General features: G+C 59.8%; 8 protein-coding genes. All 8 read left to right on the top strand.

Annotated features, from left to right (window positions below; translation table 11 throughout):
* The first annotated feature begins 52 nt into the window (after positions 1 to 52).
* Complete coding sequence (locus tag BLL42_RS06515) at positions 53 to 793, top strand: flagellar basal body rod protein FlgF (RefSeq protein ID WP_071551316.1); 741 nt, start codon at positions 53 to 55, stop codon at positions 791 to 793.
* Between the two features lie 45 nt (positions 794 to 838).
* Complete coding sequence (gene flgG / locus BLL42_RS06510) at positions 839 to 1,624, top strand: flagellar basal-body rod protein FlgG (RefSeq protein ID WP_071551315.1); 786 nt, start codon at positions 839 to 841, stop codon at positions 1,622 to 1,624.
* 51 nt (positions 1,625 to 1,675) lie between these two features.
* Positions 1,676 to 2,356 carry a flagellar basal body L-ring protein FlgH gene (gene flgH, locus BLL42_RS06505; protein WP_071551314.1) on the top strand — a complete coding sequence of 227 codons (681 nt, stop codon included), beginning with the start codon at positions 1,676 to 1,678 and terminating at the stop codon, positions 2,354 to 2,356.
* A gap of 15 nt (positions 2,357 to 2,371) precedes the next feature.
* Complete coding sequence (locus BLL42_RS06500; protein WP_071551313.1) at positions 2,372 to 3,481, top strand: flagellar basal body P-ring protein FlgI; 1,110 nt, start codon at positions 2,372 to 2,374, stop codon at positions 3,479 to 3,481.
* A gap of 10 nt (positions 3,482 to 3,491) precedes the next feature.
* On the top strand, positions 3,492 to 4,787 hold the full coding sequence (gene flgJ / locus BLL42_RS06495; protein ID WP_071555709.1) for a flagellar assembly peptidoglycan hydrolase FlgJ: 1,296 nt from the start codon (positions 3,492 to 3,494) through the stop codon (positions 4,785 to 4,787).
* A gap of 23 nt (positions 4,788 to 4,810) precedes the next feature.
* Positions 4,811 to 6,874: a flagellar hook-associated protein FlgK gene (gene flgK, locus BLL42_RS06490; protein ID WP_071551312.1), complete on the top strand. Its 2,064-nt coding sequence runs from the start codon at positions 4,811 to 4,813 to the stop codon at positions 6,872 to 6,874.
* A gap of 13 nt (positions 6,875 to 6,887) precedes the next feature.
* A complete protein-coding gene (locus BLL42_RS06485; RefSeq protein WP_071551311.1) occupies positions 6,888 to 8,456 on the top strand; it encodes a flagellar hook-associated protein 3 in 1,569 nt (522 codons plus the stop codon).
* A 114-nt stretch (positions 8,457 to 8,570) separates the two neighbouring features.
* A complete protein-coding gene (locus tag BLL42_RS06480; RefSeq protein WP_071551310.1) occupies positions 8,571 to 12,167 on the top strand; it encodes a glycosyltransferase in 3,597 nt (1,198 codons plus the stop codon).
* Positions 12,168 to 12,266 lie beyond the last annotated feature (99 nt).

Genomic DNA, 12,266 nt, shown 5'->3' with positions numbered 1-12,266 from the left:
GCTCAGCAGTACAGCGGTGGGCGGCAAACGTCCGACATGCAGAGGAAAGACTGTGGACAAGTACCTTTATGTGGCAATGACCGGCGCCAGCCAGAACGCACTGGCGCAAAAGGCTCATGCCAACAACCTGGCGAACATCTCCACCAACGGTTTTCAAAAGGACCTGGAGCAGGCGCGGTCGATGCCGGTGTTTGGTGACAGCTTTCCGGCGCGCGCGTTTGCCCTGACCGAACGTCCGGCCACCGACTTCTCTCCTGGCTCAATGATAGAAACCGGTCGTGACCTCGATGTGGCGGTCCAGGGTAATGGCTGGATTGCCGTACAGAATCCGAGCGGTGGCGAAAGCTATGTGCGCACCGGCAGTCTGAATATCGACGCTCTGGGCGTGTTGCGCGCTGGCAACGGTATGCCGGTCATGGGCAATGGTGGTCCGATTGCCGTGCCGCCCGAGCAGAAAATCGAAGTGGGTCAGGACGGCACCATCAGCATTCGGTCGATGGGTGAAGGTCCGCGCGTCATGGCAGAAATTGACCGCATCAAGCTGGTCAACCCGGACATCAAGAACATGACTAAAGGTCTGGACGGTTCGATCCATACCGCCGACGGCAAGCCGGCACCGGCCGATGCCAACGTGCAACTGGTGTCGGGTTTTCTTGAGTCGAGCAACGTCAACGCCGTTGAAGAGATGACCTCGGTGTTGGCCTTGTCCAAGCAATTCGAGCTGCACATCAAGATGATGAACACCGCCAAAGACGACGACCAGGCCATGGCTCGGGTCTTGCAGATCAGCTAATTATCAGAACGTCGCGCCGTAAAACAGGCGCACGAGGAGAATTGAATGCTTCCGGCTCTATGGGTTGCCAAAACAGGTCTGTCCGCCCAGGACACCAACCTGACGACTATTTCCAACAACCTGGCGAACGTATCGACCACGGGTTTCAAACGTGACCGTGCCGAGTTCCAGGACTTGTTGTACCAGATCAAGCGTCAGCCAGGCGCCCAGTCGACCCAGGACAGCGCACTGCCGTCGGGTCTGCAATTGGGTACCGGTGTGCGCATTGTCGGCACTCAGAAAAACTTCACCGCCGGTAGCCTGCAAACCACCGATCAACCGCTGGACATGGCGGTCGACGGTCGGGGTTTCTTCCAGATCCGGCAGCCGGACGGCACGACCGCCTACACCCGTGACGGTACGTTCCACCTGGACTCCAATGGCCAGATCGTTAATGCCAGTGGCTTTGCCCTTGAGCCGGCTATCGTGATTCCGAACAACGCTCAGACCTTTACGGTCGGTCGTGACGGTACGGTGTCGATCACCGTTCCAGGCGCCGCCGCCGCGCAAGTGATCGGCAACCTGCAAACCGCCGACTTCATCAACCCGGCCGGCCTGCAGGCGACGGGTAACAACCTGTTCCAGGAAACCGCCGCCAGCGGCGCGCCGCAAGTCGGCACCCCGGGCCTGAACGGTTTTGGTACCACGCTGCAGAACACCCTGGAAACCTCCAACGTCAGCACCGTTGAAGAGATGGTCAACATGATCACCACTCAACGTGCCTACGAGATGAACTCCAAGGTGATCTCCACCGCCGACCAGATGCTCTCGTTTGTCGCGCAGAATCTGTAATCAAGTCTATGAGGTGGCATGAAGCCGCCTGCAACACCGTGAGGTAGGGTCATGAATCGCTTTGTATCTGTTCTCGCACTGAGTGGGATCGCCGTGCTCGCGGGCTGCGTCGGCCCGACGCCGAAGCCCAATGACCCGTACTACGCGCCCGTGTTGCCTCGTACGCCGCTGCCGGCAGCGGCGAACAACGGCTCGATCTATCAGGCCGGTTTCGAGCAGAATCTGTATGGCGACCGCAAGGCATTCAGGGTCGGTGACATCATCACCATTACCCTGAACGAGAAGACCCAGGCCAGTAAAAACGCCAACTCCCAGGTGGACAAAACCAGCAAGACCGGACTCGGTCTGACCTCGTTGTTCGGTGGCACCCCGGCCACCAATAGCCCTCTGAGTCTGAGTGCCAATTACAGCGGTGACCGCGCAACCAAGGGTGACAGCAAGGCAGGGCAGGGCAACAGCCTGGTCGGTTCGATCACCGTCACCGTTGCCGACGTGTTGCCCAACGGCATCATTGCCGTGCGTGGCGAGAAGTGGATGACCCTCAACACCGGTGATGAGCTGGTGCGCATTGCCGGTCTGGTCAGGGCGGACGATATCGCTACCGATAACACGGTGTCGTCGACGCGTATCGCTGATGCGCGCATCACCTATTCGGGGACCGGTTCGTTTGCCGACGCGAGTCAGCCAGGCTGGTTCGACCGTTTCTTCTTAAGCCCGTTGTTCCCTTTCTAGGTGATGAAACGACTCATGTTTAATTTCAAGCACCTGATGGCGGCCATGTTGTTGCTGTCCACCTCCCTCGGCGTTCAGGCCGAGCGGTTGAAGGACATCGCCAGTATTTCGGGCGTGCGTTCCAACCAATTGATCGGCTACGGCCTGGTCGTCGGGCTTAACGGCACGGGTGACCAGACCACGCAAACCCCGTTCACCCTGCAGACCTTCAACAACATGCTCTCGCAGTTCGGCATCAAGGTGCCGGCCGGTTCCGGCAACGTGCAGTTGAAGAACGTCGCGGCGGTGTCGATCAGTGCCGACTTGCCGGCGTTCGCCAAGCCGGGTCAGCAGGTTGACATCACCGTGTCCTCGATCGGTAACTCCAAGAGCCTGCGCGGCGGCACCTTGCTGCTGACGCCGCTCAAGGGGATCGACGGTAACGTTTATGCGATCGCTCAGGGCAACCTGGTGGTCGGTGGTTTTGATGCCGAGGGGCGCGACGGTTCGAAGATCACCGTCAACGTTCCGTCGGCCGGTCGCATCCCGGGCGGTGCGTCGGTCGAGCGTTCGGTGCCGAGCGGTTTCAATCAGGGCAACAGCCTGACCCTCAATCTCAATCGCTCCGACTTCACCACCGCCAAGCGCGTTGTCGACAAGATCAACAACATGCTCGGCCCTGGTGTTGCGCAGGCCATTGATGGCGGTTCGATCCGCGTCACGGCGCCGCTCGATCCGAGTCAGCGCGTCGACTACCTGTCGATCCTCGAAAACCTCGAAGTCGATCCGGGGCAGGCGGTGGCCAAGGTCATCATCAACTCGCGGACCGGCACCATCGTGATCGGTCAGAACGTCAAGGTTTCACCGGCCGCCGTGACTCACGGCAGCCTGACCGTGACCATCACCGAAGACCCGATCGTTAGTCAGCCAGGGCCTTTGTCCAATGGTCAGACGGCCGTCGTGCCGCGCTCCCGGGTCAATGCTCAGCAGGAAGCCAAGCCAATGTTCAAATTTGGCCCTGGCACCACGCTGGACGAGATTGTCCGTGCGGTGAATCAGGTCGGCGCGGCGCCGGGTGACTTGATGGCGATCCTTGAAGCGTTGAAGCAGGCTGGCGCCCTGCAAGCCGACCTGATTGTGATTTGATATGGCGAACATGGATCTTCACAAGAGCGGGCTGGTCAGCAGTGGCGATTCGGGTTCGTACTCGGACCTGAACCGGCTTAACCAGCTCAAGGTCGGCGACAAGAACAGCGATGCGAACATGCGCAAAGTGGCGCAGGAGTTCGAATCGCTGTTCCTCGGCGAAATGCTCAAGTCCATGCGCTCGGCCACCGAAGCACTGGGCAAGGACAATCCGCTCAACACGCCGGCGGCCAAGCAGTACCAGGAAATGTACGACCAGCAGCTGGCGGTTTCCATGTCCCGTCAGGGCGGTGGTATTGGTCTGGCCGACGTGCTGATGCGCCAGATGTCGAAGAACAAGCCGCTGGCTCCGGGCGAGGCGGCGGCGTTGTCTGCTGCCAAGCAGGAAGCAGCAAAAGCGGCAGTGTCGACGCCGGTGGCTGCCGGTACGGTGGGCGCCAATGGGCCGTTGTCGCGGCTCAATGGTCAGCGCCCATTGTGGGCGTCGCGCGCGATCAATCCGCCGCAGCAATCGCTCGACGGTCACCGCAATGATGTGGCGATGCTCAACCAGCGGCGTCTGGCACTGCCGCCGAAACTCACGGACCGCTTGCTCGCCGGTCTGGTGCCGTCGGCATCGACGACGGCTGCGGTCGCTGTGACGGCGCTCAACAAAACCCAATTGCCTCAGGGCACCAAGACTGCTTCCGATCCCCTGTTCAACGGCGATTGGCTGGCCTCGCAAACGGACTCGGCGTCGAGCGGAAGCCTGCAGATTTATGGTCGTGCCATGGCTCAAATACCACTGGCGCCAGCGAAGAAGGCCTTCAGTTCTGCCGACGAATTCGTCAATGCGATGATGCCGATGGCCAAAGCCGCCGCCGACCGCATTGGTGTCGATCCGCGCTATCTGGTAGCCCAGGCAGCGCTGGAAACCGGTTACGGCAAATCGGTCATGCGCGCCCAGGACGGCACCAGCAGTCACAACCTGTTCGGCATCAAGGCCGGCAGTAGCTGGCAGGGTGCTCAGGCGCGGGCAATCACCAGCGAATTCAGAAATGGCGCGATGGTCAAGGAGACGGCCGAGTTCCGTTCCTACGACTCTTATCAGGACAGTTTCCATGACCTGGTGACGTTGTTGCAAAGCAACAATCGCTATCAAGATGTGCTGAAGTCGGCCGATAACCCAGAACAGTTTGTGCGCGAGTTGCAAAAGGCCGGGTATGCCACCGACCCGAACTACGCCAGCAAGATTTCGCAGATTGCCAAACAGATGAAGAGTTACCAGAACTACGCTGCGGCGGGCTCTTCCATGACGCCTTTATAGGCATAAGTTATAAGGTCTGAACCATGAGTTTGCTCAATATCGGGATGTCGGGGTTGAATGCGGCCTCATCGTCTTTGGCGGTGACCGGCAATAACATTGCCAACGTTGACACGGCCGGCTATTCGCGTCAGCAAACCGTGCAGAACAGCAAGTCTTCGATTCAGTACGGCAACAACGTATTCATCGGCACGGGCACGACCCTGGCGGACGTGCGTCGGGTGTACAGTGCCTACCTCGACACCCAGTTGCAGACCACCACCTCGCTTAACGGTCAGGCATCGTCCTACCTGGGGAAAATTACGCCGGTCGACACGCTGCTGTCCGACAAGGACACCGGCCTCAGTGGCGCGCTGCAGAAGTTCTTCACTTCCCTGCAAGCTGTCGCGACCACGCCTTCCGATGATGCGTCCCGCCAATCGGTGATGACCAATGCCAAGGGTCTCAGCGATCGCTTCAACTCGATTTCCAAGCAGTTGAGCGACCAGAACACCGGCATCAATTCCAACCTGTCGGACATGGCGTCCCAGGTGAATAAGCTGGCGAACTCGATCGCCCAGTACAACCAGCAAATTTCTCAAGCGTCGGGCAGCAACGCCAGCAACAGCAGTGGGCCGAGCGACCTGCTCGACAAGCGCAACGAGGCGGTTCGTCAGCTGTCCGATCTGGTCGGTACTCAGGTTGTCGAGCGTGGCACCAACTACGATGTCTACATCGGCAGCGGTCAGCCGCTGGTGATGGGCAGCACCACCAATACCCTGGAAACCGTACCGGGCAAGACTGACCCGAGTCAGTCGATGCTCCAGCTGAACCGCGGTTCGAGCGTCATCGATATTACGTCGGTGGTGACGACGGGGCAGATGGGTGGCTTGCTGAGTTATCGCAGCGAAGTGCTCAACCCGGCAATCAACGAGCTGGGACGGGTCGCGCTGGTAGTTGCCGATCAGATGAACCAGCAACAGGCCCAGGGCATCGACAAGAACGGTAACTTCGGTTCGGCGATCTTCAGCAACATCAACAGTGCGACGCTGATCTCTCAGCGCAGCATTGCCCAGGCAGGTAACAGCGCCGGATCGGGTAACCTCAATGTCACCATCAACGACACGGGCAAGCTGACCACCAACGATTATCAGGTGACTTTCAGCAGCGCCACGAACTACAGCGTCACGCGCTCCGATGGCACCAACATGGGTGCCTTCAGCACCGCCACGACACCGGCTCCGGTGATCGACGGCTTCAGCATGGCGCTCAATGGCGGCGGTGCCATGAGCGCCGGCGACACCTTCAAAGTGACGCCGACCCGCAGCGGTGCCAGTGATATCCAGACCGTGATCACCGATCCGAAAACGCTCGCCGCGGCGGCACCTCTGAGCGGTGTCGCCAGTGCCAACAACAAAGGCACCTATAGCCAGCCAACGTTAACCAGTACCCTGGATATCTACAAGCCGGCGGCCAATGCCGACCTGCAAACCGGGCTCCAGTATTCGACGCCGGTCAAAGTGGTGTTCGATCCCGCGGCTGCCGGGACTCAGGGTTACAAGCTATACGATGCCAAGGGTGTCAACATGGGCTCTGGAACCATCGTTCCCGGTCAAAGCAATACCCTGAACCTGCAAGTGAATATGGTCGATGGCACGGGCGCCCCGATCATGGATAACTCGGTCGTGCCGGCAGTGCAGAAGACGTTCTCGGTTCAAACCACCGTCAGTGGCTCGCCTGCTTCGGGCGAGAGCTTCAGCATTTCGTTGACCGGTGCCAGCTCTTCGGACAACCGCAACGGTACCGCGCTGGTCGGCTTGCAAACCAAGCAGACGGTGGAAACCGGCTCGGCGAGCAAGGGCGTCAGCCTCTCGGACGCTTACGGCAAACTGATTTCCAATGTTGGTGCCCAAGCTGCCCAGGCCAAGTCTGACAGCGATGCCGCCACGGTGATTCTGACCGGCGCCAAGAGCGCCCGCGATGCCCTGTCGGGTGTCAACCTCGATGAAGAGTCCGGCAACCTGGTGAAGTACCAGCAGTACTACACAGCCTCATCGCAGATCATCAAGGCTGCGCAGGAAACCTTCAGCACGCTGATCAACAGTCTTTAAGGAGTCGTAATTCATGCGCATTTCTACCGCCCAGTATTACGAAACGACCGCTGCCAACTATCAGCGTAACTACAGCAACGCACTGCAGACCAGCGCCGAGGCGAGCAGTATGACCAAGATCAACACGGCCGCCGATGACCCGATTGGTGCGGCGCGTCTGATTCAGCTCGGCCAACAGAGTTCGATGCTGGATCAGTACGCTGGCAACATCAGCAACCTCAAGGGCTCGTACAGCCAGGCCGAAACCGCCTTGAGCGCCATTGGTACTGCCTTGCAGCGGGCCAAGGAGGTGACGTTGGGTGCCAGCAACGGCACACAGACCAATGCCGATCGTCAGGCTGCGGCCCAGGAGTTGGGGCAGATCCAGAACCAGGTGCTGGGCCTCATGAACAGTCAGGACGCCAATGGCAACTACCTGTTTGGCGGCTCAAAAACCAGCACGCCTCCCTACACGGCAAACTCCGATGGCACCTACACCTACAACGGTGACCAGTCCGAGGTAAACCTGGCCATTGGTGACTCCATGTCGGTTGCCAGCAACATTACTGGTTGGGATGCTTTCCAGAAGGCGGCCAATACCACTCGCTCTCAGACCACTATGACCGCACCTGCGGTGGATGACGGTCGCGTGACGCTGTCCAATGGCCAGATCAGCAATAGCGCAACGTTCGATTCCAAGTTCGCCGCAGGTCAGCCTTACACCGTGAGTTTTGTCAGCAGCACGCAGTTGAAGATCACCGATGCACTGGGTGCCGATGTCACCGCCGAGGCCAGCCAGAACGGTGTGATCAGTAATAAAGACGCGTCTAACCAGACGGTCAGTTTCCGCGGTGTAGACATGACGCTGAACATCAATCTGAAGTCTGGTGATATCGTTCCGGACGCGGTGATTGCAGGCCATAGCTTCCAGTTGGCGGTCAAACCGGACACCATCAACGCTTCGCGCAGCCCGGGCAATCCGTCCACGGCAGTGATCTCCGGTGCGACCCAAAGCAACTCGACGGCCTATAACAGCACCTTCCCCACGGGTGAGGCGATCCTCAAGTTCACCAGTGCCACTGCTTACGATCTGTATGCGTCGCCGATCACGGCGAACAGCAAGCCGGTTTCTTCGGGCACCATGGCCGGCTCTACGGCGACTGCTGCAGGGGTCACGTTCACGCTTGGCGGTACTCCGGCAGCCGGCGATCAGTTTGTTATCCAGCCCAATAACCACCAGACCCAGAACGTTTTGGATACCCTGGGCCAGTTGCAAGCGGCATTGAATACCCCGGCGGATAACAACGCTGTGGCCTTGCAAAAAATGCAGGCAGCTGTCGCCTCGGGCATTGGCAACCTGGACACTGCGCAGGCGCAGGTGGGGTCGGCAATCACTGCCGTGGGCGTGCGTGGTCAGGCCCTGGATGATCAGACGGCAACCAACCAGAGCCTGGGCCTGGCCAACACCACCAGCCAGGCGGCTATCCGCGACTCTGACCCGGCGGCGGTCATGACCCGTCTCACGTTGCAGCAAACCATGTTGCAGGCCGCGCAACTGGCGTTCAGCAAAATCAGTCAACTGGGTCTGTTCAACAAGATCTAAGGGGGCCTGGCGCGAAAGCGCCCGGCCGTAAACCGCCGAATATCAATCGCCTTTTTTCAGCGGTTTCAGGGGCTCACCCGACCGGGTGAGTGTCCGCCGCTTGAGAGCCCCGCCGTGAATCCAGCCTCGTTAGTCAGCCTCGTCATTCCCGCCTTCAATCCACGCTTCTTCGCTCAGGCCCTGCGCAGTGCCCTGATCCAGCAATACGCCAACCTCGAAATCATTGTCTGCGACGACAGTCGCGGCGATGAGATCCAGCAGGTTGTCGAGTCGCTGACGGGCGACGCAGCGGAGCGAGTGCGGTATGTACGAAACCCGCAGACGCTGGGGTTTGTCGGCAATCTGCTGGCGTGTCTGGGTGAGGCAAAGGGCGAGTACATCAAGTTCCTCTGCGATGACGATCAGCTGTCTCCTGCGTGTATCGAACGTCAGGCGCAGGTCCTGAGCGAGCAGGCGGACATCAATCTGGTGCTGGCCCAGCGGGTGCTCTGGGATGCTGACGATCACCCGCTGCCCTCACGGCTGGAGAACAGCACGCTGTCGCCGGTTTGTGGGATATTCAAGGGCGATGACCTGCTGGCGATTTTCGAGAGCTTCCCGGTCAACTTCCTCGGTGGTTTCAGCAATGCGCTGTTCCGCCGCAAGGATATGCAGGAGCTGATGCCTGCCCTGACTCAGCCTGGCCATTGCTTTGTCGCGTCGCTCGATCTGGCCTTGTACATCTGCCTGATGCGCCGGGGCAACATAGTGCAGCTCAACTACGTGTTGAGTGTCGAGCGCTTGCATCCAGAGCGTTTGATTCGTCAGCAGCCGATGAAAGATGCGGCGGAGCTGGAAAAACAGTGGCTGGTGCAAATGCTCAAGGTTCGTGGTGGCGAGGGCGCACCGGCGGCGGGTTGGGTTCGTTACATGCCGTTGAGCCGCGCCAGCGAGGCACCGCGCGTCTGGGACGAGCTGCCCCTGAGTCGAACCCTGGGCGCTCGCCAGGCCAACCAGGAATATCGGGTGGGTATCGCCAGCGAAAGTTTTTCCCAGCTGTACACGCAGTGGCTGGCGTGTCGCACGCTCAGTGAGACTCAGCGACGTTTGTTGCCGGAAACCGTGGCCGGTTGGGCGCGGCAACCGAAAATCGTCCCGATCATCATCGATGAGCAGGCCAGCCGAGCCAATCTGGATCTCACCCTTGAAAGTCTTGCTGGACAGCTCTATGCGCCGGAGCTGACCCTGGTGTTGTCCAGCGCGTGTACCGAAGCTCAGCTCGATGAGCGGGTGTTCAACCTGCCGTTGCAGGAGGACTGGTGCGCGCAGCTCAATGCATTGCTGGCGCAACTCGACGGAGTCGACTGGTTCTACGTGCTGCGTGCCGGCGATCGTCTGGTGGAGCCGGCGCTGTTGCTGCTGGCCGAGCGCATCAGTGCATCGCCGAGTGCGTTGTGTGTGTATGGCGACGAAGGCGGGTTGCGCGACGGTGAGTCGGCAGACCCGGTCTTCAAGCCGGATTTCAATCTGGACCTGATGCGCAGTTATCCCTACGTCGGGCGATCCCTGGCGTTCCAGCGTGAGCGTTTCCTGGCGCTGGGTGGATTCAATTCAAGCTACGGCGAGCTGGCGCCTCACGATGTACTGTGGCGCATGGTCGAGGATGACGGCATCAAGGTCGTCGAACATATTGCCGAGGTGATGCTGGAGTCGACGCTCGGCCTGGCACAGTGGCTGGCACTACCCGAAGTCATTGAGCTCAACCCGCAAGTGTTGGAGGCGCATCTTCAGCGATTGGGCGTTGCCAACGAAATTCGCCAGGGCAGTTTTACCTTGCTCAATCGTGTCGATTACTTGCACGCGGATCGGCCGCTGGTGTCGATCATCATTGTCTGCAAGGATCAGTTGGCAGTGCTGCAACGGTGTGTCGAAAGCCTGTTGGAGAAAACTGCCTACAGCGAGTACGAGTTGCTGCTGGTCGACAACGGCAGTGAGTCTGCGCAGACGCTTGAGTGGCTGAGCGCCATGGCGCAGTTGGGCTCAGACCGGTTGCGGGTGCTGACGTATCCGCAGCAGGGGAATGTCGCGGCGACGCGCAACTTCGCGGCACAGCAGGCTTGTGGTGAATACGTGCTGATGCTTGACCCCTATGTGGTGGTCACCCGTGCGGACTGGCTGGATGAGTTGCTCAACCATGCGCAGCGTCCAGAAGTCGGTGTGGTCGGGGCCAAGCTGTTCAATCCTGACGGTTGCGTGCTGCATGCCGGCCTGATTCTCGGGCTGCAAGGGCCGGCCGGTTCACCGTTTTTCGGTGACTCGCTGAACGCCGCCGGCTACATGCATCGTTTGCAGGTGGTTCAGGACTTGAGCGCGGTCGGTGCTGATTGCCTGATGGTGCGCAAGGCGGTGTTCGAGAGTGTCGGTGGGCTTCAGGCGCAGGATTTTGCCTTGACCCTCAACGAGGTGGACCTGTGTTTGCGGGTCCGTCAAAACGGCTATCTGGTAGTGTGGACACCGTACGCCCAATTGGCTCTGGGGACACAGCCCGCGGTCGTGCCGGACAAAGCCGAGCTGGCGCTTCGCACGCAAGAACAGGAAACCTTCTACCGGCGCTGGCTGCCCATCGTTGCTCGCGACCCGGCGTACAACCCGAACCTGATGCTGAGCACGCTGGGAGGCTCCAGTTACAGTCTGGAACCCGGATTGCGCACCGGTTGGAGCCCGTTTTCGGTTCGCCAGGTACCGAAGGTCATGGCGTTGCCGGTCAATTCCTCGGCGGTCGGTCATTATCGGACGATCCAGCCGCTGGTCGAACTGGAGAAGGCTGGTCGGGCGACCGGGCGGATCTACTACGACCTGCCGTCGGTCATCGAGATCGAGCGTGAGTCGCCGGACGTCATCATTTTGCAGGGGCGATACAGTGAAGGGCCGATCAACGAGGTCGCCGCCTTCAAGCCCTACACCAACGCCCGACTGATTTTCGAGCTGGATGACTATGTCATCAAGGCGCCGAAGAAGAACGCGCACATTCGTAATATGCCGGACAACGTCGAGATGGAGCGTCTGGTCCGTCGCGGCATCGGCCTGTGCGATCGGGTGGTGGTGTCGACTCAACCACTGGCCGACGCGTTGTCGTCCATGCATCACGACATTCGGGTCGTGCCAAACATGCTCGCGACTCATCTTTGGGATGGCCTGCGCAGTCAGCGTCGCACCTCGAAAAAGCCACGGGTTGGCTGGGGTGGCGGTACCAGTCACTCGGGCGACCTAGCGATCATTGCCGACGTCGTTCGTGAACTGGCCAGCGAGGTGGATTGGGTGTTCTTCGGCATGTGTCCCGAAGAGTTGCGCCCTTACATGCATGAGTTCCATGGCGTGATCGACCTCAGTGTCTACCCGGCGAAACTGGCCAGCCTGAACCTGGACCTGGCACTGGCACCGCTGGAGTTTCATATCTTCAACGACTGCAAGAGCAATCTGCGTCTGCTGGAATACGGCGCCTGCGGCTACCCGGTGGTCTGTACCGATACCGAGGCGTACCGGGGTTATCTGCCATGCACTCGGGTTGTCAGCAACAGCACCGATGAGTGGTTGCAAGCCATCCGCATGCACCTGGCGGACCCGGACGCCAGCTACCGCATGGGCGATGAACTGCGCGAAGCGGTGCTGCGCGACTACATGCTGCGCGGAGATAACGTGCGGTACTGGGAAAGTGGCTGGTTGGCCGATTGACGCTCATTTGCTTTCTTGCTTTCTTGCTTTCTTGCTTTCGTAGGAGCTGCCGAAGGCTGCGATCTTTTCAATAGCGCAATCAAAAGATCGCAGCCTTCG

The sequence above is a fragment of the Pseudomonas frederiksbergensis genome, assembly GCF_001874645.1.
GTDB lineage: Bacteria > Pseudomonadota > Gammaproteobacteria > Pseudomonadales > Pseudomonadaceae > Aquipseudomonas > Aquipseudomonas frederiksbergensis_B.
This window is presented reverse-complemented; position numbering and strand designations above follow the sequence as displayed.

Coding starts and splice junctions, on each gene's coding strand:
- flgG (WP_071551315.1), top strand. CDS start 839: ATGCTTCCGGCTCTATGGGTTGCCAAAACAGGTCTGTCCGCCCAGGAC.
- flgH (WP_071551314.1), top strand. CDS start 1,676: ATGAATCGCTTTGTATCTGTTCTCGCACTGAGTGGGATCGCCGTGCTC.
- BLL42_RS06500 (WP_071551313.1), top strand. CDS start 2,372: ATGTTTAATTTCAAGCACCTGATGGCGGCCATGTTGTTGCTGTCCACC.
- flgJ (WP_071555709.1), top strand. CDS start 3,492: ATGGATCTTCACAAGAGCGGGCTGGTCAGCAGTGGCGATTCGGGTTCG.
- flgK (WP_071551312.1), top strand. CDS start 4,811: ATGAGTTTGCTCAATATCGGGATGTCGGGGTTGAATGCGGCCTCATCG.
- BLL42_RS06485 (WP_071551311.1), top strand. CDS start 6,888: ATGCGCATTTCTACCGCCCAGTATTACGAAACGACCGCTGCCAACTAT.